15 protein-coding genes are annotated in these 24,331 nt (G+C 50.1%); 2 read left to right on the top strand and 13 right to left on the bottom strand.

Annotated elements, in window-relative coordinates; genetic code table 11:
- Window positions 1-5: 5 nt before the first annotated feature.
- The 5 genes from P2H89_RS32995 to P2H89_RS32975 all read right to left on the bottom strand — a co-directional run bounded on the left by P2H89_RS32995 (window position 6) and on the right by P2H89_RS32975 (window position 8,523).
- A complete protein-coding gene (locus P2H89_RS32995) occupies window positions 6-3,179 on the bottom strand; it encodes a TonB-dependent receptor (protein ID WP_275835371.1) in 3,174 nt (1,057 codons plus the stop codon).
- A gap of 288 nt (window positions 3,180-3,467) precedes the next feature.
- Entirely contained in the window at window positions 3,468-6,521 is a 3,054-nt protein-coding gene (locus P2H89_RS32990) for a T9SS type A sorting domain-containing protein (protein ID WP_275835369.1), read from the bottom strand.
- Window positions 6,522-6,692: 171 nt separating this feature from the next.
- Complete coding sequence (locus tag P2H89_RS32985) at window positions 6,693-7,214, bottom strand: hypothetical protein (RefSeq protein WP_275835367.1); 522 nt, start codon at window positions 7,212-7,214, stop codon at window positions 6,693-6,695.
- 84 nt (window positions 7,215-7,298) lie between these two features.
- Window positions 7,299-7,985, bottom strand: a complete 687-nt coding sequence (locus tag P2H89_RS32980; RefSeq protein WP_275835365.1) for a YafY family protein — start codon at window positions 7,983-7,985, stop codon at window positions 7,299-7,301.
- Window positions 7,986-8,058: 73 nt separating this feature from the next.
- Window positions 8,059-8,523, bottom strand: coding sequence for a hypothetical protein (locus P2H89_RS32975; RefSeq protein WP_275835363.1), 465 nt, complete (start codon window positions 8,521-8,523; stop codon window positions 8,059-8,061).
- A 119-nt stretch (window positions 8,524-8,642) separates the two neighbouring features.
- On the opposite strand from P2H89_RS32975, the gene P2H89_RS32970 reads away from it, so the two are divergent.
- The gene (locus P2H89_RS32970) at window positions 8,643-8,894 is read left to right on the top strand and encodes a hypothetical protein (protein WP_275835361.1); all 252 of its coding nucleotides are present in this window, start codon (window positions 8,643-8,645) and stop codon (window positions 8,892-8,894) included.
- 237 nt (window positions 8,895-9,131) lie between these two features.
- Window positions 9,132-9,317, top strand: coding sequence for a hypothetical protein (locus P2H89_RS32965; RefSeq protein ID WP_275835359.1), 186 nt, complete (start codon window positions 9,132-9,134; stop codon window positions 9,315-9,317).
- A 113-nt stretch (window positions 9,318-9,430) separates the two neighbouring features.
- Here P2H89_RS32965 and P2H89_RS32960 read toward each other — a convergent pair whose 3' ends face one another.
- From P2H89_RS32960 to P2H89_RS32925, 8 genes are all read right to left on the bottom strand, one after another.
- Complete coding sequence (locus tag P2H89_RS32960) at window positions 9,431-10,600, bottom strand: glycoside hydrolase family 88 protein (RefSeq protein WP_275835357.1); 1,170 nt, start codon at window positions 10,598-10,600, stop codon at window positions 9,431-9,433.
- 10 nt (window positions 10,601-10,610) lie between these two features.
- Entirely contained in the window at window positions 10,611-12,512 is a 1,902-nt protein-coding gene (locus P2H89_RS32955) for an alpha-L-fucosidase (protein ID WP_275835355.1), read from the bottom strand.
- A 52-nt stretch (window positions 12,513-12,564) separates the two neighbouring features.
- Window positions 12,565-13,800 (bottom strand): alginate lyase family protein, encoded by a 1,236-nt coding sequence (locus P2H89_RS32950; protein WP_275835353.1) that lies wholly within the window; start codon window positions 13,798-13,800, stop codon window positions 12,565-12,567.
- A gap of 53 nt (window positions 13,801-13,853) precedes the next feature.
- Window positions 13,854-16,001, bottom strand: a complete 2,148-nt coding sequence (locus tag P2H89_RS32945; protein ID WP_275835351.1) for a TIM-barrel domain-containing protein — start codon at window positions 15,999-16,001, stop codon at window positions 13,854-13,856.
- 42 nt (window positions 16,002-16,043) lie between these two features.
- Window positions 16,044-18,611: a glycoside hydrolase family 95 protein gene (locus P2H89_RS32940; protein WP_275835349.1), complete on the bottom strand. Its 2,568-nt coding sequence runs from the start codon at window positions 18,609-18,611 to the stop codon at window positions 16,044-16,046.
- Window positions 18,612-18,634: 23 nt separating this feature from the next.
- Window positions 18,635-20,971 (bottom strand): S1C family serine protease, encoded by a 2,337-nt coding sequence (locus P2H89_RS32935; protein ID WP_275835347.1) that lies wholly within the window; start codon window positions 20,969-20,971, stop codon window positions 18,635-18,637.
- 5 nt (window positions 20,972-20,976) lie between these two features.
- Window positions 20,977-23,439, bottom strand: a complete 2,463-nt coding sequence (locus P2H89_RS32930; protein WP_275835344.1) for a glycoside hydrolase family 2 TIM barrel-domain containing protein — start codon at window positions 23,437-23,439, stop codon at window positions 20,977-20,979.
- Window positions 23,440-23,552: 113 nt separating this feature from the next.
- A complete protein-coding gene (locus P2H89_RS32925; RefSeq protein WP_275835343.1) occupies window positions 23,553-24,329 on the bottom strand; it encodes a hypothetical protein in 777 nt (258 codons plus the stop codon).
- Window positions 24,330-24,331 lie beyond the last annotated feature (2 nt).

Genomic DNA, 24,331 nt, shown 5'->3' with positions numbered 1-24,331 from the left:
CTTCCTTAAAAACCGAGTTGTATACCGAGGTTGAGGACCCGCTGTACCGGGTAACCCAACCCTTCGCCTGCCATTTCGATATCCCACAGTTTGAAGTGGCTAAAGGATAACAGGTTGTTGGCATTTACATAAATGCGGCAGTTGTCCATTTTCATTCTTTGCAGCAGGCGTTTAGAGAATGTATAACCAGCCTCTACCTGTTTAAGCCGCAGGAAGGCGCCGTTGCGCATGAACCAGGTACTTGTTTTCACGTTGTTGCTATGCACAACGGGACTGAGTCTGGGCCATAAGGCATAAAGGTTCCTGTTCTCCTCGGACCAATGATTATCGGCATAGGCTTTCAACAGCTGGTTTTGCGATTTAATACCGGGTGTACCATCGATATCGACAAATGGAGAAGTGGATACTACGTCGATCCAGAAGGAAGAGCGCGCAGATCCCTGGAAGAAAAGCGAGAAATCGAACCCTTTGTATTTGGACGATACGCCAAATCCATAAGTAATTTCCGGCGTAGTGGGATGGCCGATGAATACCTGGTCGAGGGTGGTGATCTGTCCGTCGCCATTCACATCGCGAAACTTGATATCTCCTCCCCGGGTATTGGCATCCTGGAAGGGCGAGCTGCGCACTTCTTCATCATCCACAAACAGGCGCTCGGCGATATACCCTCTTTGCTGGGATATCTTCTTCCCTACGTACGACAAATAAGCATCATCGTATTTAGGCTCTTCGTACACATCGAATTGGCTGGTAGCATACGTGAAATTGCCACGGGCATTGATGATCCAGTCGCTGCCGATCCTTTCGGAATAATCGATAGATATATCAATTCCCTGTGCACGCGCTTCGCCCACGTTGGCTTTGGGCGGTGAACCTTGCAGGCCAAGTGTTTTGGGAATAGTACGGTTCATAAGGATATTGTAGCGATGCTCCCACCAGTATTCGGCAATGACCTCTACTTTATCGAATAAGCCCAGCTCCATGGCAACGTTGCCTTTTTCGGAGGTTTCCCAGGTAATGAATGGATTATCGTACCGGCTTACTGAAATACCGGGTCGGCTGTAGCCACCATCGGTTCCGAAGCTGGCGCCGTTGGCAGCACTGTTCATGTTGATATTGGAGAGGTAGAAGAAACGATCGTCTTTATTACCGATGGCATCGTTGCCTACCAATCCATAGGTACCGCGCAGTTTTAATTTGGTAACAGGCAGCTTGATCCCGTCGAACCAGGGTTCGTTGGAGACATACCAGGCAAGTCCCGCTGAAGGGAAGAATCCAAAACGCTCTGCTTCATGAAAACGTTCGGAGCCATTGTATCCAAAATTGAATTCAGCGAAGTATTTATTATCGTATCCATAGGTAGCCCTTCCGGAGAGGCCGAGGTTACGGCTTGGTAATGAGTTCTGCAGCGAACTGGCATTTCCTTCCAGCTGGTTCTGCGCCAGGAATACGATGAGGCCGCTCACCTGGTGTTTGTCATTAAACAGGCGGCTATAGTTCAGCAAACCCTGAAAGTTGAACATCGACAACACGTTCTTATCCCCTTCGGCATAATCGAGGAAATCGGTTCCCTGATCGGGGTTGATATTGTAGATCTTGTAGGTATTATTAAACTTGTCGTAAGACCCGACATTATAATAGAACGGCCTGTAGGCCCTGGCTACATCGAAGTTGGAGCGGCGATTGGTATTGAGTGTTCCTTTAAAAGCGAGGCCCTGCGTTATAAAGGAAAGGCTTTGATTCAGCTCTACCTGTGCCATCATGAGCGAGTTCGACTCGTCTTTATAGCCTCTTACGAGGTCGGCATAGGGGTTGAGGTAATCGCCCCTGTCGTAGTTACCGAACAGGATATGATTGGTTGTTTTATGCTCCTCATCCACCGGATACCAGGCCGGGAAGAGGACAGGATTGGTACGCATTACTTTTTCATACAACCCTTTCCCGCCATCGATGGGGCCTTTGTAGTCGTCGAAGCGTCCGTACAACCTTACCCAGGCATCGGTTGTTTTGGTGATCTTCATGTTCACATTCGACCGGAGGGTATAGGTGCGGAGATCGATGTTGTTATTGAAATTATTGCGCTTGTCGACGTTGAGCACGCCATTGTCTTTATTGAAGGAAGCCGACACAAAATAGGTGGCTACCTGGCCGCCGCCGCTTACGCTGAAATTGGCCCGCTGGTTCATGGTATGATCTTTAAACAGCATCTTGCGCCAGTCGGTGGTGGGAAACACGACAGGGTTCTTACCTGATGCCGTATTCTCAATCTTGGCCTGTGTATAAGGAAGGATCAGGTTACCCCTGGTAGCGTTGGCCTCATTTTCGAGGGTCATGTAAGTAACGGGATCGGCCAGGTCTACATTCTGAGTGGGCGACGAGAGCGAGTTCTCTACCCGCAGGGCAATCTTTGCTTTGCCTTGTTTACCTTCCTTGGTCGTGATGAGGATAACGCCGTTGGCGCCGCGTGCTCCATACAGTGCCGTGGCGGTAGCGTCCTTCATGATTGAAAAACTGGCGATATCATCTGGTTGCAGGCGCGCCAGATCGCTGGTAGTGTACTCCACATTGTCGATCAGGATCAACGGATCTCTTTTGTAACCGAAGGTGGTTACACCGCGGATAAAGAATTCGGCGTTATCGCGCCCTGGCTCACCCGAACGCTGATAAGCGATCATCCCGGCCAGGCGGCCTGCCAGCGCATTGGTGAGATTGCTGGAGGGTATCTTCAACTCGCTGGGAGTGATGGAGGTAACCGAACCAACGACCTCCCGTTTCTTTTGTTTGCCAAATGCCACGACAACCACATCGTTCATGGAATTGGAGGATCGTAACATCTTTACATTGATGACATCCTTGCCCCGCACCGGCAATTCCTGGCTATCGTATCCGACCATCGTAAAAATGAGTACGGCATTTTCATCGGGCACATTGAGGATATATTTACCGCTGAGATCGGTAGTGGTGCCTACATTGTCCTGTCCTTTTACGGACACCGATACCCCAGCCAATACGCCGGCCGAGTCGGAGACCGTTCCCCGCACTTCTTTTAAAGCAGGCCGATTCGGTTCCGGAACGCCAGCGGTGGGTGGCGACACCGGCGACAGGTTATTTTGCCGGGCGTGCAAAGCGGCACACCACAACAGGAGGAACCCTGTTATGCACAGTAACTTTCTGATCATAAGCATTACATTTGGTTATGTTAGTTTGGGATAAATGCGGGAGAATAATATAACGCAGCGTATATGGCATACGGTAGTTAGTATTGGCAATCGTTGTAGCAGCAAATTAGAATTGATTTGAGCGATTTGTACTGCAGCATTTGGCATAGCATTCAACGTTATTAGCAAAATATCAGGACAGTTCAGGACAGATAAAATACCATACGCAGCAAAGACCTCAACTAACGTCATTGTAATGAGAAAAGCCCCGCCGGAGCGGGGCGCTATTCATGATCCACGATGTTGCGATCAGTACTTCACGATGATCCTTACCGACTTTTCGTACCCATCTGTTACATGCAGGAAGTAAAGGCCGTTTATTTTGCCGGCGAGCTTGAAATTCACTTCATTGGTGCTGCTACCGGCCGGCAGATTGGCTGATGCCACTACCACGCCATTGCGATCGATGAGAAGAAAGGAATAGCTGCGCTCTGGCTTCCTGACCACTTTTACCTTGAGCGGTCCGGTGGTAGGATTGGGATACACCAGCACCCCAACACCTGGCTTGAGATAGTCGAGTCCCAATACCAGGATGGTTTGCTGTACGGGGGCAGCAGCTTCGTAATTCTCATTACCGGCCTGCTCAGCCTGTACCGTCACCAACCCTTCATCATTCAGCTTAAGAGAATTGCCCGTTAAAGTACCGGCACCTGACATTAGCTTAAAGGCAACAGGCAACTCGCTGGTGGCCGTGGCAACCAGGTTCACGGTCTCATTCTTCAACCTGGGAGCAAGAGCGCCAAATGAAATAGTCTGTGTGGCTTTATTAACTATAATGGACTGTTCGGCAGTAGCTGCTTCATAATTATCATTACCCGGCTGTGTAGCTGTGACCCTTATGGTGCCTGCACCTTTTATTGAAACAGTATTAGCCGCGAGCGTTGCAGGTCCCGTTACTTCCAATACCAGCGGCAGACCAGTGCTGGCAGTGGCACTCAGCTCGAAAGGCGCATCGCCAAATATCTTTGCCGCCACTTCGTTGATGTGTACCGTTTGCAGGGCTTTATTCACGATCACCTGCTTTTCTATGCTGGCGGGAAAATACTGGTCATTACCCGGCTGACTGGCGCGCAGCAGAATGGCACCTGCACCGGTGATGGTAACGAATGAATCGGCCAGGATGCCGGGGCCAGACAGTACTTCTACCGTCACGGGCAATCCGGCATTGCTGCTGGTGACCACTTCAAAAGGATCATCGCCAAAGGTTTGATCCGGTATGTCGCCCATCGAAATATGTTGTATCCTTCTTTCAAACAACTCCCATTCGGAGAACTGGGTACCGGTTTGTCCATTGTTGGCGGTGATGGTGAGCCTGTAGTAAGAAAAGGCAGTTACGTTGGTATCGATCTTATAAGTTTTGGTCAGCAAACGGCTGGCGAAGGTTTGGTTGACCTGGCTATCGAGCACCAGCCAGTTGACGCCGTCGTTCGACGCAGACAGCTTCCAGTTTTTAGGGTCGCGCTCGGGCACATCGTTGGCTGAAGAGATGGTATAACGGGTAATGATTGCCGGCACAGTCGATTGATACTGGACCCAGAGGTTGGTACGACCACTACGGAAGTACTTTGTATTCGTAGCATTATCGATGAGGCTGGGCACATCTTCCGAAGGCTTGGTAGTGTTGGGATATTGACCGGTGATGGTGCCACCGTTGTCTGTAATGTCAAACGAGGCACTGGGCCCGGATGTGCCTACCGGCACTTTAGGTTCCTGGGCGATCCTGGCGGCATTGGCCTTCAGGCTATCCCAGATGCGTCCCTGCACCTGTTGAGGGGTTATAATATTTTGCACAGCCTGCGCACCGAGCCGGTCTTCGAGTTGTTGCAGGTAGAGACTGCGTGGCAATACATGCGTGCCCCAGCTTTCCCAATAACCTCCGCTGGTTTGTTTGGGGCCAATGCAACCGATGCCCCAGTTCTTAGCCGTTTTGGGACTTTCCACTTCGATATCGCCTTTATAGGCATAACAATTCCAGAACATGGTTTGCGCACCGGCCCAACCATGGCCGCTGCCCGATGCTTTGCGATTTTGAACATGTATTTGTCCGCCGTAAATATTATCGAACAACAGGCCTGCAGACCAGCGGTGGTGCGGGCCTATGTCGGACTGCGTGTTATCGGCCATACAATCGAGGAAAACGTTGGGACCCGGTACACGGGAGCCTGTTACGAAATCGTGGCGGCCACCCCAGGTCATGCAACGCTGAAAGAGGTTGAGGGTGGCATTGCCTTCAAGGTTGAATGAATATTTGCGGCCACCGGTGGTGACCGATTTGGGATCGATCATAGCGCAATCCTGTACGGTGTTGTAGCGCGACATATTGGAGATGTTCACCGCCGCATAACCGAAGTATTTGGCCACCACATCGCGCACCCAGCAGTTTTCGGCACGGTTGAGCTGAACAGCGTTCCAGCCATGGCTTTCATCGTCGTTGCTGGCAAAGAAGGATTCCATGCGCAGGTTCTCAACACCGCTTTGTTGAATGCGCCCGGTGATATTGGCTTTGAATACATCGCCACCGCCATAGGCGTCTTCGAGCGGATCGACGATAGGAATATCAAGCGTAATGGAGTTTCCCTGCACGGCTACCACCTTGCGTTCATAGGTATTGCGATAGCCGGAGGCCGTCCACCCGTATTGACGCATATCGAGCGTATCGATCCAGGCTTCATTGGGCATGCGCTGTACCACAATATTGTTACCGACCTGTATGCTATGACCAGCCGATACTTCGAGCGTTTTGGCGCCCGTGGCCAGGTAAGGTGTGGTGATCTTAACACGGCTACCTGCCACTTCAGCATAACCGCTACCGGCACCCTGGAGCGTAATCAGCGTATGCTGTTCTTTTTTGGTAGCTATGAGTACAGTACCCTGTAGTCCGGTTCCTTCACCACGCAGCACGACTCCCCCTGTACGGATGAATACAGTGCCTTCTATGGGGTATATGCCTGCTTTGAGTAATACGGCGCCTCTGTAACCATTGGCATCTGGCGCAAGGGCGCTTACTTCATCAATAGCGGCTTGTATCAGTGCCCGGGTGTCGCCGCTGGCTGGCGCAGTGACTGTTTTAACAACAGCGAGCGTGGGCAATGTTACTCCGCCACCCTTATAACCGGCGTTGGAGAAATCGGGCACAGTGTTCACGGCATTCTGCTGGCCTTCATTGGCATACTGGTTATAGGCCAGCTTGCCATTCTGCATAGACACCAATGGTGCCTGGGCGTAAGTAATGGTGTAAGAGGCTGTCAATAAGTACATAACGGCAAGGAGCCGACACAGGAAAGCAATCGTTTTGCAGTGCATAGATTTGGTTAATGGATGAACAAAAAGCTGCTAACGGCTCCGGCAGGTTGATGCCGGGGCCGGTGCTATTTGTTCCACAACTAACTCAATAATTGCGGTTGCTGCACGCGTTGATTTTACTTTCTATTCAGTGATATTGGCAGCATTGTACTGCACGCCGGGCTAGCCTATTCAATCTGCCTTTGTAAAATACATATACCAGTTCCATTCCCAGGTTTGTCCCTGGTCGTTGGAAAAGGCCTGACTCCAAACGGGCTGTGCGGGATTGGTGGCATCCCATTGGAAGCGTACGATAATGGGGATACCATTGAAGGTGTCCCGGGTAAAGAAGTGGCCAATATTATCCTGGAAGGAGCCCAGCACAGGAGGGTCAAGTGCTACCACATTGCTATCGGCCCAGTAAATGCTCCATAAGCGCGTTGCCGGGTTGAACAGGCGAAGTGTGAGGCCTTCAAACGGCTTACCATCCACCACTGTAATAAAACGATCGGTATTACCCATTCCCTGTAGTACTTTCCAAAACTCTTGCGTAGCAGGAAATTCTACCCATTCAGTACATCCGTTAAGTCTTGTTTTGAGCTTGCGGTTATGAACCAGCCAACTACCTTGCAGAAAATCGAAATCATGTTGAGAAGAAGAAGCAGCAGGCGTGAGGATCACTTCGCCTGCTGCATTGAGTTGAATTTGTTCCATGGCTATACTTTGCGAGGGGTATTCCCCTGATTTTGTTGACCACAAAGTAAAAGCCGGTCACTGACAACCCTATGGCAGTCAGTTTCAGCGCTGAGAAAAAAACTTTAAATATTCTTCGGCTTTGAAGGCATGTTCTTTCCGAAAAGGCTTGCCGGAATTGGTAAGCTTGACGATGGTCTTCACTTTAAAATCGCGGTATTCGTTCCGGAGCCAGCACCAGGCAATAAGGTGCCATTGGAAGGTGTAGAAAACGAGGCCCACCGGTTCAATGTCTCGTTCGGTATGCGCGCCTTTGTTATCGGCGTATTTGATGTGAAGGATATGCTTTTGTGCGATGGCCTGCTGGAGGGTGGCGAGGTGGGCGGCAGCGGCTTTCTCGTCTTCGGGTACATAAATATTAATCTGCGTACTCATTTGATCGGCCATTTCTTTATCATAGGAACGCAGCACGGCTTTGATCTTATTGAGTGCTGAGGTACTGTGTCTGGCGATAGACTGATCGGTGAAACGGTTGGCGAGCGTTTGCAAGAGAATGAGGGCATTTGCCTCCTCGGTGGTGAACAGCAGGGGTGGCAGAAAAAATCCCTGAGCAATATGGTAACCTTTATTGGGTTCGAAGCCCACGGGTACACCGATCTCATTGAGGGCTTTTACATCGCGGTAAACAGTGCGTACGCTCATCCCGAATTTTTCGGCAATCTTTTCTGGCAACACGTACTTCCTGGATTGAAGTACGGTGATGAGGCCCATGAGTCGGTCGATTCGATTCAATGTATCAATTTGTTATTTAGCAGATAGGAATATTGAGATATGCATTAGTTCAAAGCACGCTATCGCCATCCGGTCAATGCGCCCGGACGAATTGCAATATTTCTTCCTTATCCGGATTCCCGACAACACGGGCAAGTGTCAATACCGAATCCGTCATCAATATATCAAAATCAGTATATGTCCGATACCGGAAGAGGCGACCTTTCTCAAAAGCCAGGAGTAGTTTCCAGGCGCTACCGGATTGTCTTAATTTCCAGGAGCCGATGGCATCCCATATCATGCCGCCTTTGGCGGCTGCATCCAGGCAGTCGGGCAGGCGGACTTTGAAAGAAGAATCTGGTCGCAGTTCAATAAAGACAGTGTCCTGTTTGTAATTCTTCTTTGCCAGCAAGGCGTAGGTTTCGTCGGTTGCGTACCACAAACCTGCGATGTCACGTACAGCGGATTTGTCGATAACAGCCGCACCCGGTGAAGTCCGTTTGTTACGGCACGCCGTTATAGAAAGGATTGCAAGAATGACAAAAACGCTGGTACGCATGGTTTGGAATGAGGGGCTAATGTACGACGGCCCGCGCAAATTCAACCTCCTCTCTTTTGCAGGTACCAAAACCAAACCTGAGGAAAACTCGTATACTATTGCCTTAATCCATATCCCGGATGGCATTGAACATTAAAATTGACCTTGAGAACCGATACGAGTTAAAAGCAAAGGACAATAATCTGCACTATAATATGTTTTCCTGCCCTCAATCGAATGGGGGCATTTCGCAAATTGCTGTAAAAATAAGCGACGAGGAACACCCCTTCCTTCCTGAAGTCTATAATCTCGCATTTGGTCCTGTTGATGACAAAAATGAAATTAATGCTCCGACACGCGACGAGCATACATGTACTACAGGTGCATCCTAAACAATTACGAATACCTGAGCACGATCTTCGACATCTATGGTATAAATTATTACCTAAGGATTTTGAGAGACAACTTAACCGAATACGACCCCGAGGATTTAATATCAATTCCCAAAAGAATTTCAAAAAATGAAACCATTAGATCTCAGAAGCTTTATAACTACTTCATATTCAAATTAAAATCCGACGACTGACCCTATTGTCTCACTTTCAGAAATTATTCATAATTTTAATGATATGAAACAGAAAGTCTCAAAAGAGAAAATATTAAATGAGGCCCGAGAATACGCAGAGCAGGCTAAAAAAGGCACCTATCCTGCCGTAAAGTATACCCTTAAATCAGGCGGGACTTCTTCATTAGGAAAAGTCATCAAAACCCAGGAGCAGGCAGATTTCTTCATGAAAATGTTGAGATCACTTTAGCACGTCACATAATACTATTATATAGAAAAAGCCTCCGAGCGGAGGCTTTTTCTATATAATCCAACATAAAAATGAATCTTCAAGCGCTTCGGGAGAACTTAATTCCTTCCCCGCTACTTCTTCCTACCCCTCAACAAAGCTTCCAGGTAGTAATAATCGGCATAGTTCAAGGGCACATCTACTTCGCTGTTGGAAGGCTTCGAACCCGTGCTATGCAACAACAGGAAACCAAAGTTTTCGCTGATGGGCGAACGGTAAGACTGTGTAAGGTTGCTCACGATCTTATCGGCCGTTTTACGATAATACTTTGCCTCCTTGCTATAGCCGCTCAACTCATACAGTCCCGATGCAATCACAGCAGCGGCTGAAGCATCCCTCGGTTCATTGGGTATACCCGGCGCATCGAAATCATAATAGGGTACCAGGTCCTTAGGCATATGAGGATGTTTCAGGATAAAGGAAGCAATGTGCTCAGCCTGCGCCAGGTAAGCCGGGTCTTTCGTATAGCGATAACACATCGCATAACCATACAGTCCCCAGGCTTGTCCTCTCGACCAGGCCGACTCATGACTATACCCCTGGTGGGTATTCTTCTTCACCACCGCCCCGGTTAGGGTATCGTAGTCGATCACATGGTAAGAGCTATAGTCAGCCCGGAAGTGGTTCTTCATCGTAGTGTTGGCATGGCTCACCGCGATCTTATGGAAGGAAGAGTCGCCGGTGAGGCGCGTAGCTTCAAACAGCAATTCAAGGTTCATCATGTTGTCTATGATCACCGGGAAGCCCCACACCTCTTTATGATGATCCCACGAACGAAGGCAACCCACTTTGGGATTGAAACGCGTTGACAATGTCTTAGCCGATTGAATGATCACGTCTTTATAAGCCGCATCATTGGTAAGCCTGTAGCCTGTACCAAAGCTGCAATACACTTTAAAACCCATATCGTGGGTACCTCCATTGGTCTTCTCCCTTTCGATATTGGCAGTATAAGCGCGGGCCTGTGTTTGCCACTCCTGCTTGCCCGTATACTCATACAGGAACCACAGCACGCCCGGGAAGAAGCCGCTTGTCCAGTCGCGGGAGGCCACCAGCTTCAACTTACCGTTCTCTATTGTACGGGGAGATACCAGCTCGGGCTTATCACCTTTCGCCTGCGGCACCGCCTTCAACATTACTTCCGTTTGTTTCTCTGCATCGGCAAACACCTTTGGCAATTTTACCTGAGCCTGCAGGGCGCCACACATGAATACGCCCATCGCTAAACTTCCGAGTACTCTCATGTTATCGTTATTATGGGATTTTGATCAATTGTATTTCCAGTATTTTCATCAGCTCCTGCCCCACTACGGCAACAGGCTTTACGATCAATTGACGTGACCCGGGCGATACTGTCACCTCGCCCAGGTCCTGCACTTGCACCTCTGTGTCCTTTTTCGCCTTCAGCACGCTATACTCTTGCCCCTTGCCATCCAACTCAACCCGGTAGGTACCGCCGGCATCAGGACCCGCAAGATATTTAATGATCATCTTATATTTAGCGGGTGTATCAAACCGTAGGTCCCAATGCAACCATTGACTGGCCAGTTTCCAGCCAGCTACATAGTACTTATCGGTTTTACCATCGCCAAATTGAAATCCCTTGCCCGTTTGCACCGCATCAAAAGCGAGCAGGCGTGTAAGCGGTATATTACTGTGCACAAACACGCCCTTACCAATCTTATGCTCGTTGCCCAGCTCAACCACCAGCACCGTATTGGTTGTATCGTTTGGCTTTGCAGGCAAACTAACCGTGATGCCTGTAAGTCCATCACTGGTGGCAGTTTGCACAAACTTCAAAGGCAGCTTTGCCCCATCGGCCAACAGGTATACTTTTTTTGCCATTGCAGGCATTGAGCCCACCTGCAGCCTACCATTCTGTGGCCACTGAAATACATGGAGGTATAATTTCTTATCCTTTCGGGTGGTTACGCCCCAATTCTGCAAAGGCATGCCCGAGGCGCCAGCTCCACCTACGCTCTCGTAATTCTTCTTCACCCAATCGCCGATTCCCTGCAGGATAGCTACATCCCTTGCATCGAAAGTACCATCGCCTTTCGGACCGATATTCATCAGCAGGTTGCCACCACGGGAGGCCGACTTAGCCATTAACTGAATAAAGAATGCCACTGATTTATGACTACTGTCGTATTTGCTGTACCCATACGATTCATTAGTGGTAGGGATTGCTTCCCAATCACCTTCCACCGGATAGAACTCGGCCGGACGATCGGCCGTATTCTTATAATCGCCAAAGCTGATATCCGCACTTCTGGCCAGCCGTCCGTTCACGACCACATTGGGATCCGTTTCGCGGATGGCCTGCAGGATATGGATATTCTCCGACAATGGCAATTTGTGCGGCGTATCGAACCACAATATATCGGGATGGTATTTATTGATCAGTTCCTTGATCTGCGGGATCGCTTTCTCCGCTACATACTTTTGTGCCTTGGGCAATAATTCCGGATGCTCATCGTACCAGCGTGCACCGCCATGCAGCAGCTTGTCGCCACCGGGATTGTTGAATTCCCAGTCATTGCCCGGCGCATCGGGATGCTCCCAGTCGAATGCATGCGAATAGTAGAACCCGAAACGCATCCCATGCTTTTTGCAGGCCGCCGCCAGTTCGGCCATGGGGTCGCGCTTAAAGGGCGTTTGATCGATGATATCGAAGTCCGACACACCCGAATTGTACATCGCAAATCCATCATGGTGCTTGGCAGTTATGATGAAATACTTCATACCGGCCGCCTTTGCCTGCAATATCCATTGCTCCGCATTAAAATTGACGGGATTGAACTGATGAGCGAGCCCCAGGTATTCGGCCCGGGAGATCTTCTCCTTACGCATCAGGTGTTCGGCATAGCCCCCCACCTTTTTACCTTTCCATTCGCCGCCGGGCAGTGAATAAACACCCCAGTGAATGAACATACCAAAACGCGCTTCGCGCCACCATTGTATGCGCTGATCGTGCGTTTTCATTGAACTCGTCCACCACTCTTTTACAGCGGCATCAATCGCTTCCTGATCGCGTGCTTTGGCGCGATTGAACATTTCCTTGTCTTCGTCGCCGGCTGTTTGTGCCTGTGCAGACAAGCCAACGACCGATGAAAGCAACAGTGTGTTCCAGATATGTTTATATGTCAATGTCATTATCCGCTTGATTATTTTGTAGTTGATGATCGCTCCGCTCTACAAACCAGCACTACCAGATCAATGGGTTACGCACCGGCAGGTTACGGATCACTTCTTCTACCGACGGCGCATGGTCGAGCTTTTGCCAGGTAGCCAGCCACTCCTTTTTACCATAGGCCTGGGCACCAAATACCAGGAAGGGATGCGCTACGGGCCAGTTCTCCCAATACATCACATCCTGTTTAAAAGGCCATTTCCCTTTATCGGCCACAAAGGGATAGAGATATTCAATACCCTTCCTCATCGAGCGGCCATCGGCTGTTTGAAAAGCCCACAGGTCATTTTCCTTAGTCGACAGGATGCGGCAAAGGGTTGTCATGGCATCGAGGTTGAACAGGGAATAACCATAGGGTTTCGTCCTTCTCAACTCTTGCGGAAAACTACCATCCGCAGCCATTTGGTTGGGTAGCAAAACCGTCTTGTAGCGGTTGCTGCAAAACTCCAGCAAGGTGTTATTGCCGGTGAATTTTGCAAATGCCGCCACCTGCATCACCCAACAGGTGCCATGGTTATTGGTAGCATTCATTTCATCTTTGCCGTACTGGTCGGTGGTTAGCCATTGCAGGTATCGCTCAAACCAGCTCTTTGCGCCTGTCAGTACCGCCGCATCCATTGCAGCAGCCTGTTGCATGGCTGTCAGGGCCTGTACCACTTCCATAAAATGAATGGTATCAATGATACCAATACCCCGGCCGGTAGCCCGCCCTTTGATGGCCTGCGCATACAGCAGATTAGGGTTCATCAACGTAGCCGTATCGACAAACCAGGCCCGGCAATGCTTCAGCGCCTGTACTACATACTTTTGATCGCCGGTGATCTTATAAGCCGATGCCAGTGCACCCATGATACGACTGAAACGTATCATCGCCAGCCGGTGGGCCACGAAATTGCCGGGATTCGTCATGCCGTCCTTTTGTACGTAGGGGCTATCGGAGGAAACGGGATTGGGCCACCAGTAATCGCCTTCGGAATAGAAATCGTGCCGACCGCCTGCGCTGCGAGGGGAATGATCAGCCGTAACGGTAACCGGCTCCTGTTGCATGGCCCAGGCCGCTTCCTTCAACACCTGCTTACGCAGGGTCTTCGAAATAACCCTGGTATAATCAATAGCCTGTTGCCCCGTGGCCATTGAAGCTATGATCAACAGTACACCTGTCCACCATAGCTTACGCCACCTGCGCAGCATGGCGAAGGCGATCGCGCACTGTCCGGTGATGGATCTATCGATTTCTATTTTCCAATGCATAATCGTTGTATTAGAACTACCGGTGCCGGCGCTTCCGCGCCGGCACCGGGTTATTATTTCGTCATGCCGGTAAAGGTCACTTTACCGATCGTATTGGGCTTACCGGTTACGGGCGCCGTTATGTTTCCCTTAACTTGTCCGGCCGCATCCTTCGATACGGTGATGGTCCGCCAGCTATAAGCGCCCTTTTCATAGTTGAAGGTTTCGCCATCATCATCATACAGTTTGTAAGTGCAGGGCTTTTCTCCGTAATAACGGATCTCGATGTCAACCACTTCACCAGCTTTGGGCGCATGAAGTCTCGCCGGCATCATCGGAATGATGCCTCCGTCTTTCACGTATACGGGTATTTTATCGAGGCCGGGCGTTACGCTGATCACCTCACCATTGCCCACGTAGGCGCCGGTATAGAAATCGTACCACTTACCTTTTGGCAATATTACTTTGCGGGTTGTTTGTCCGGTGAACAAGGGAGCCACCAACAGGTATTCGCCCGCCATGTATTGATCTTTGATCTCTTTCGAAGCCGCTTCCGCGTATGGATTCTGTTCAAGATTCTCATTCACGGCTTCTTTCTTTGTTTCCTGTTTGAAGCCTGGCTCCAGGTTCATAGCCCTAAAAGGCGGCGTGCCTTCGAAATGATATTTGGCAAACTCCGAATACCAGTAAGGCATCATTTGCATGCGCAGCAAAGCATGTTGTTTTACCTGCTCCGCCACTTCGGGATAGGTCCAGGGCTTGGTACCGCTCGACCAGGCATTGATCATCGCCATGGGCGAAAAGATCACGGTTTGAAACCGACGCAACCACTCTTCGCCCGTTTTGGAGGCACGCACTTCGGGCGTCCACAATACACCGGCAAAGCCACTATTGATGAGCGCGGTGATAAAGTCTTCGTGGTTATAATAGTCATTGTAGATCACATAGGGGAAAGAGGCAGCGCCACCATTGGAAGCACGCACCAGTCCGAAAGTGCGGCTATTTTGCTGTCTGTACATATCGGTACTATACCGTTGCGCCAATACACCGTAAGTTTGACGTAATTGCTCGGCGCTATTGCCCGAGGGGAAGGTCGCCACATCGGGCCACAGGTAATGATCGTACCCATCCACTTCATCGATCTTGTAACCGCTCACACCAATACCCACCTGATCCTTCTTTAACTGACCAAAGAAGATATTACGCGCCTGCGGGGAAGTGAAGTCGGGCACGGCGCCCACCCATACGGTATGCGAACCTGTATATGGCAATATGGATTTGTAGATCGATGCATCGGGCGATACATAAGGATTGAGCCAGAGGTTGAGACGAATGCCTTTGTCCAGCATTTCCTGCACAAACTGTTTGGGCTGCGGAAACCTCGACTTATCCCATTCGAAGGTGCAGGGGTATGATTTGCTTTGCCAGCCGGGTTCCAGGCCAATATAATCGAGGGGGAATCCTTTCTCTTCAAAATCATTCGCTTCTTTCTTTACACCATCTGCATCATAAAGCCTTTGCACGCGCTGCGTAAAACCAAGTCCCCAGCGCGGGGGCAGGCAACCACCACCCTGATAGAGATTGAAACGGCGAACGGCATCGAGTGCAGTGGGGCCAGCGAAGAGGTACACTTCTACCCCACCTGCAGGCACCAAAATTTCAACGGCATCCGAGTAAGGACGGGAAGCCCAGGTTTTATCTGTATTGCGATCTTTGGCTACAGGAGGCGTTTTACTGTCTGTGCGAACGCCTGTTCCTGCATAGACGTTAAGGTATCGCGCTGCATTGATGAACACTCCATAACCAAGTGATGACACATAGAAAGGTGTAGGCGCATGGGTACGGCCATTGTCCTTACCCCCAAAATGATCTACGTGCAGCTGGAGAATTTTACCACGTTGGTGTACGGTTTGAAAGTTCAAACCGAAACCATACACCTGCTCTTCTTTTTGCAAGGGGAAACGCAGATAGGTTTTCCCATCCTGTACGCGGGCGGCTATTTCAGTTTTAGAAAGCGGAAAGCCCGATTTTCCTACGCCAGCCAGTCCCTCTTTATTGGGCGCTGCGCCAGCAGCTTTCAACAGGTCAAATGCTTCGGGCTTGCCAATGACGGCTTTCCAAACACCGGGGGCCACTTCCGTCCAGGCGGGCGCCTGCGCCAGTATACGGGTGGTCAATACCACCAGGCCGATCAATAACAATACGCTTTTGCTACGATTCATGTTATGTTTGTCTTTAGAATTTCCAATCCGTTGCGCGCTCCACTATCGACCATTCACATAACCTGTTACCGTATACGTTTTACCTTTTACCGTAGGGAATTCGATCACATACTCCCCTTCTTTCCCAACCGATACGAGGTTCGCTGCTGCGGCCTTCAGGTACACAGGTTTTCCGTATGCAATATTCAACGGATTAGTATTATTGCCATTCAGTATATTGGCTTTTACTTCCACTATTTTAACCGGCGTGGTGCTTTTGATCCTACATACTCCACCGCCTCCTGAATAGATCTTTGCTGTTGTCAATTTACCGGCTTCCCATTTTATATCGACCGTAAAATTGCCGCGTGCTTTTATCCCTTTCACGCTACCGGCAGGCCATGCGCCAGGCAGGGCAGGCAGCAAACTCAGGTATCCGGCATGGCTTTGCAACAACATTTCCGTGATCCCGGCCGTAGCCCCAAAATTGCCGTCGATCTGGAATGGCGGATGCGCATCGAATAGATTGGGGTAAGTACCGCCGCCACCCATGGTTTCGCGGGTTTGGTTAGGATCGATATAGGTAAAAGCATCGGACAGTATCTTATAGGCATGCTCTCCATCCTGTAACCTTGCCCACCAGTTTATCTTCCAGGCCATCGACCAGCCTGTACTTACATCACCACGATGAATGAGCGATTGTTTGGCAGCTGCTGCGAGTTCGGGCGTTTGCTGCACGGTGATCTGACTGCCGGGATACAGACCAAATAAATGCGACAGGTGACGGTGCTTGTCTTTCGGATCATCCCAATCACCATACCACTCCTGCAACTGGCCATACTGCCCAATATGATAAGGATACAAACGATCGAGCGCCTGCTGTACCTGTTTGCGGAAAGCAGGTTCAATGTTCAATTGCTCTCCGGCCCTGATCACGGCGGTAAACAACTCACGCAGCAACGACATATCCATCGTGCTGCCAAGTGCTACCTGGTATTCCTTACCATTCAGCTTGATGGTATTTTCCGGCGAAGTGGAAGGGTTGGTAACGAGGAAATTGGTAGTACTATCTTTTACCAGCCAATGCAACATGAACTGCGTAGCGCCTTTCATCAAAGGCCAGGCTTGTTGTTGCAGCCATTGCTTATTGCCGGTATAGAGATAATGCTCCCACAAGTGTGTACTGAACCAAACACCTGCCATGGGCCAGCAACTCCAACGAGGCATGCCGCGTGGATCCCATTCGTACCCACCGGGTGGTGAGGTCTTGGCCCACAGGTCGGAGTTGTGGTGGGTTACCCAGCCTTCGGGTATATTGTAGTTCACTTTGGCCGTAACGGCTCCGTTAACGGCCAGCTCTTTCATAAAATCAAAGAGCGGCTGATGGCATTCGGAGAGGTTGGTATTCTCCGCCAGCCAGTAGTTCATTTCGGTATTGATATTGGTCGTATAGTTGCTACCCCATGGCGGCTGCACATGATCGTTCCAGATACCCTGCAGGTTGGCCGGTCTTGATCCGGGGCGTGAGCTGGCGATGAGCAGGTACCGGCCAAATTGATAGTAAAGCGTTTGCAGCTGGTTGTCACCTTTGTTTTGGGCAAACTGGCGCAACCTTTCATCAGTAGGCAATTTTACGGCGGCCTCATTGCTGCCGAGATCGAGCTTTACCCGGTTGAACAGTTGCTGGTAATCGGCTGTATGCCTTTGTTTCAGTTGTGCATAGGAAAAAGCAAGTGCCTTTTTAAGATTATTACCTGCTTCTATGCCCGGCGCTTTCCCTTCTTTTCCGGGCGACTTATTAAACCCGTTGAAACTGGTCGCTTCTGTGAGGTAGAGAGTAACTGCATCCGCATTGGTAACGGTGATCTTATCACCCGACTGCTTTACCGTGCCCCCCTCATTCTTCACCCGCAGATAGATGACGAAATTCATCCCTTCTCCTTTGGGATCTTCATCATAAACTACCTGCTGCGGCTCAGATTCCCGGTTGGCTACGAACTTCGGAGCTTTACCGGTCAGCGCCAATTGATTGGCCGCGGTAGCTGTTACTGAAAAATGCAGCTTACTGGTGAGCGCAGCCGTAAAACTGATGCTTTTGCCTGTAGAGGCGGTAAGCCTCACCATCATTACTTTATCGGGAAAGCTGGTAAATGTTTCGCGCTGGTATTGAATGCCGCCGCTGCTGTACCGCACGGCCGCTATGGCCGTAGCAAGGTCGAGATCGCGGTAATAGGCTGTGCCCACCGTATCGGCATGGTCAAAATCCAGCAACAGGTTGCCGAGTGGCAGGTAGCGGGCAGAATAAGGTCCCTGCATTTTCTTCCACAATTCGGCGGCTTTAATATACTCGCCTTCAAATACCGCCTGGCGTACCTGCGGCAGCACCGTAGGGCCATTGGGATTGTTGCCCGGATCGGGAAAACCACTCCAAAGCGTATTGTCGTTGAGCTGATAACGTTCGGTCTTCACATGACCAAAGACCATGGCCCCGGTTTTTCCGTTACCCAATGGCAGGGCTTCCTCCCAGGCTTTGGCGGGTTTCGCATACCACAATTTCAGGTGGGGATCGGTTTGTGCGTGAACAGCACCCGAACCAATGCATACAGCAAACAGGAAAACAATCCTTTTCAATGGTTGTCGATTTAGTTGTTCTATTATTTCAGCGGCAGTTTCAGTTCCTGCCTTTTTTGATCGCGGAATATGATCACCACTGCAGTGGCATGCCACTGCACTTTCATCTTTGCATTCAGAAGGTCTTGCACATTATTGACCGGCTCTCCACCCAGCCCCAGTATCACATCATTGGCCTGCAGTTGTTGATGCCAGGGCGATGAGGCGGGCACTTCAAGTACCAGCACACCCACTTCGCGGTCCATACCTGTAGCCGAACGCTCTGCGAGCGTATGGAGGTTTTTCACCTTCATATCGAGGAAATGGTGAGTGGCCGACGCATCGCTGGTCGTATTGGCCAATTGTGGCAGCGGCACTTTCATCGCCTTTGCACGCAGCCGGGCCGTTCGCACCCCAAAATCGTTACTGATCGGCCTGATACCCTGGTCCCAGGCAAGGGAGGGATAAGTGATAGCATAGTTGCCGTGCGCAGCATTCTCAAAATGCGGATCACCGGCTACGGAATGCTGATCGATCCTCCATTGCTGTGTGGTGTGCAATGCGGCCTGGTCCAAAAAGAAGTTAGAGTCCACACCAGTTCCCCAGTCATTGATGCGGATGGGCAAATAAGGTCCGGATACAATGTTGTGCATGAATGTATCACGGCTATGGAGAAACCATACGTGTGGATGAAAGGAGTTATTTACGATCACATTGTTCTTCACTACGCGGTGAAATCCTTCGCGCAGTTTTAAGCCGCCGTTGAGACAAACATTGTTGTAGATATAATAGTTGGAAGATCCGTCGTCGAGATCGATATCCCAACCATTGTCGCACCGGAAGCGGTTGTCGTGCAGAAGCGTGGGCAATACGGCATCCAGTTGCCACAGATCGGGATGGACAGCCATTAGCGAATCCATGGCAGCCCTGCGGGGATGCCAGTATCGATCGCGGCCCCAGGAATTGAAAGCGCCATGATCGCCTGTTTCCTGCACCGTATTGAAGACCTCATTGAAACTGATATCATGACCACCCCAGGTGCCTTCGCTCACATTAATGCCGGCCCGGGGTAGGTTGTAAATCGTATTGTGGTACACATCGATCGACTGGCTCATGGACAATTGCACGCCGGCTACCTGCTTTTCGACGAGTCCGATATCGTGGATCAGGTTATCGGCTACGAGACATTGTGCGGGAAAATCAACGCCGGAAGGCCCGGGTGTTAAATCCATCTGATCATAAGGTACAAATTGTTCATAGCGGAAGGCAGGTGAACGTACAGCAGACGGATTGCCCACGAAGCTGATACCGCCGGCACCTACCCTGGCGATGTGACAATCGTACACGTAGTCGGCCACATTGTAGTTGCTGAAGAAAACAGCGTTACTTCCCAGGTCGAACAGGTCGCAACTTTCGAGCGAACAGTTCTCCGTATTCTCAAAGAATACCGCCCCCGAGCGGTGGATGGTCCAATCGGAACGCAACAGCGGTTCCCGGTTCTTCATGAAGGTACGCAGGGTGTGTTCGAAGCGGAGCCCTTTGAAATGAATATTCTTTACAGGCTGACCAGGCAACCCTTTGAATGAAACGAGGTTTTGCAGTACGGGCACTTCAATGATGGCCTTATGCAGATCCAGCCCCATGGCCGGATGATAATATAGTATGCGCTTTATGCTATCGGCATACCATTCACCAGCCTCATCCAGTTCCTCCATAATATTCTCTACATAGCGGAATTGCTTATGCATGGGCGAAGGCCGGTTGTTTTGCCAGCCACCTTCCAGCTCCAGCGTGCTATCGTTCTTTTTGCCGGTGATGCGATAATGCATACCGCCCCATTCGCTTCCATGAAGGGCATGTATGTAGCCACCGCCAGGAGACTTCCACGTGCGTACCCTTTCGGCACTGATAGCATCCGCAGCGGTTCCCTGTAATGGCTTTGCATGTGGTTGATAATTGGGATAGCGCGCCATCACCTGCAAGTGGCCATTTACATAAAGCTGATCCGGTAAAGGGCTGCCCACTGGTAGATCTGCCTGCCATATCCCATCGCGCCAGGGCTTGAAGGTCACTTTCAACAAGCGGGAACCTTTGATCGTGACCTGATCGTTCTTATAAGCCGTAAAGGTGAGATCGGCCCCGGCATTCCTGCTATCGGCTTTGGAAAACACCAGCGGTTGTGCCAGATAGTAGGTTCCTTGCATAATATGGACGGTTACCCCCGACTTATATTTAGCGGCAACCGCTTTAGCCTTTTCCAGCGAAGCGAATGGCAGCACTTTCGTGCCCGGATTGCTGTCGCGGCCCTGTTTGCTCACATACAGTTCCTGGGCTACAACAGCCTGCACCCATAACATTACTATGCAAAGGAATATGCGCATATGTTCTACAACGTAGTGGTTACCGTTTTAAGTCCTGTGCTCTGTGCACTGACGATATTGGTTCCATTGTTGGTTTGTATCCGTATCGTGGCACGTCCATTATACATTTGAACGAGGCGACTGCCGGAAGAAGTTCCCTGGTTGTCGATCAGCTTGCCATCACCAGCAAGGCCGAAACGTACCCAGTTGGCCACATCGAGACAAGGTATGCCTTTCTCATCGAGTAACCGGGCCTCTACGGTGGCAATGCCATTCTCTTCTTTTACCTTCTGCAAGGTGAGTTTTGCGGGCTTGCCCCAGCTTTCTGTCTGATACTGGAAACTGAGGTTATCGCGTACGAAGTCTTTGCCTTTACGGGCGATCACGTTGATCGAGTTGAGCCCTTTCTCCAGCTTCACATTCCAGCGCAAGCCAGCGGCGGGAAAATCCTGGCTATTGCGCTTCTTTACACCATAACTCTTTCCATTCACGAAGAGTTCTGCCTCTTCGCAATTGGAATATACTTTGATCATCTTCTCTTCTCCATCATTTCCCCAACGAATGGGCCAGCTGTGGCCATAAATATGTACCATGGGTTTGGCCGTCCAATAAGACTGAAACACATAGTAGGCTTCCTTCCTGGTGAAGTCACGTTCTACTACACCCTTCTGATTCATATATGGTACGGGATTATCGGGCCTCACCGGAGTGGAGAAATCCTTAAAAGGCCATTGGGCTGTACCAGTAAGCCAGGGCATGTTTTCCTGCTCTTTCAAGTGCCAGTCGATGAGGTTACAGATGTACGACTCGCTCCAATCACCATCTTTGGAGGCACGGGCTGCGCCACCGTACAAAGAGGCGTCGCCTGCACGCTCATCGGCAGCGCCGGACGCCTTGAGGTTTTGTAATGCTTTATCGGGACTTTCTGAATGGCGGCCGGCATGGCTATCGCCACCCCACTCCACATGCAGAAAGTGTTTTACTTTTTTGAACTCTTCCTCCGACACCGATTTGTATTCAGTATAGATACCACGGTACCACCCCGCCCAGATAGAGGGAGAATAAACATCTACGATGTCTTTACAGAAATCGCAGCGGCGGATGGCTGTTTTACGGGTAGGATCGAGTTGATGCGAGAGATCATTCAACTCTTTCATGAAAGTGCGGATCTTCTCTTTATCGAATTCGGGGAAATCGCCCGGCCAGTCATTTTCATTGCCGAGGCCCCAAATGATCACAGAAGCGTGGTTGTAATGCTGTTCGATCATATTGCGCAGCATACGCCGGGCCTGCTCCTTGTAGACATCTCCACCGAGACCACCACGGCACCAGGGAATTTCTTCCCATACAACTATGCCCAGGCTATCGCACAACTCCAATATGGTACGAGATTGCTGGTAGTGGCCCAGGCGAATGAAGTTGACGCCCATGTCCTTCATCATGATCATTTCTGTGCGCATCTGATCTTCTGTCATTGCTGCCGCTACCCCCGCATGATCTTCATGGCGGTGGGTACCACGCAGCAAGAGACGTTTGCCGTTCAGTTTGAACGGCCCATTCTCTACAAACTCGAACCGGCGAAAGCCGATCTTCTCCCGTTGGGTAAAAATACCTTCCGGTCGTTTGAGGGTTACCTCTACTGTGTAGAGCTTAGGTGATTCCGTTGACCATAACATCGGTTTCTTCACCGACAGTTCAGCAATGTTGACATCGGCGGAGCCGGTCAGCATCTCTTTAGTAAGTTGATGTACCAGTTTACCGGCAGGGTCGAATAGTTTTACTGCAACCGAGGTGTTGCTGACACGTTGTGGATTATAAAAACGGGACTTGATCGTGAGCCTGCCCAGCCTGCCGGCATTATCCGTTTCGGCGAGGGCAAATAATTTATCAATGGATAAAGCAGGGGTATACACGAGGTTCAGGTACCGGTAAACGCCGCCATAGAGATTGAAGTCGGACAGATCGGAAGGGATCATTTCCAGGTCGCGTGAATTATCGGTACGGATTGAAATGGGCACTTTGCCCTTGAACTGCTTTTGAAAAACGTCGGTTTGCGTGAATGCATTGACGGCTTCCGTGATATCAACCGTAAACTCATCGTAGCCGCCGGTATGGGTACCTACTTTGGTAGTGTACACGTAGACATCGGTCTTTTGTCCGGCCCCTTCAAAATGAAGAAGGATACGGCCATTGGCATAGGGATTTTTGATCTCGAGCTGGGTGCGGTACCAGGCAGGGCCCTGGTAATAGTTTACATCAGGATCTACGGCATCGGTGGCATTGACACAATGTGGCAGGGTTACGTTCTCCCACAACGGCACACTTTCTGGATTGCCTTTACCTACGGGGCGAACAGCTTCCCAGATGCCGCCAAGGTCCTGTTTCAAAAATTCCCAGTTGTTGTTCAATCGGGTACTTACCTGGGCATGGGCCTGCTGGCTTAAACCAATGCTAATAATTACAATACAAGCAATTAATATCCTGTTCATGCTACGAATATCTGGAAACATTGTCTTCAACAGGTACCGGACAGATTAAAATAAACCGAAAACGTTGTCGTAAAAAGGTGGCACTCCCCATTGAAAGTGCCACCATTTTGATTTTATTGTTGTGGTCTGAAAGGCTGCAAGGCAACACCATACACGTGTATGATGCCATTGGTGGCAATATACCCGGCCGATCTGTCACTGGCATTATCATTAAACACGATAGGTCCCAGATCGTCATTACTCCTGATCTTGAGCCAGAACTTACCTTCCTGGTCAAATCCTTTACCGCCATTCACCCAACCCAGCAGCGACTCTTTGGTAGCCGTTGTATTGGGAGGCAACAGCGATTGAACATCTTTGTTCAGGTTATTGAGGTCGGTAAAATTGAGTTTGCCTTGTCCAATCAGGTAGAGAAAATAATTCTTCACTGTTTCTTTGTCATAATCGCTCCACTTGGTGGCCGCCGTTGTTTTGGGAAGACCGGTAACAGGATCTACAATATAATTACCGCTGCCGTCTTTCTGTGCAAGGGGGTACGTAAAGAAGAGACCGCCATTCAATTTGCCGGTACCATCGAACCTGCGGATGGCCTCATTGTGTAAAAAGATGAACGTGCGGTCGGGCTTCTCGTACTCGGCGAGGTCAATACCTGCATACTCGAGCCCCAGGCGCATCCATTTAAACACTGTATCCTGGGGAGTGGCGCCATACGACCTGTTCTCGAGGAACTGGCGGGCACTGATATTGATATTCGGATCGAGCGTCTGCGGCTTGTACTCAAAGTCTTCCTGACGGCTGAGCCCCAGGAACTTTTTACAACCGGGTAAAAAAACCAGCACAGCAAGTGCCAGTGTCAATATGTGGAGGAGTTTCTTACTATTCGTTTTCATGC

Source organism: Paraflavitalea sp. CAU 1676 (assembly GCF_029223285.1).
In the GTDB taxonomy this organism is placed as follows: domain Bacteria; phylum Bacteroidota; class Bacteroidia; order Chitinophagales; family Chitinophagaceae; genus Paraflavitalea.
This window is presented reverse-complemented; position numbering and strand designations above follow the sequence as displayed.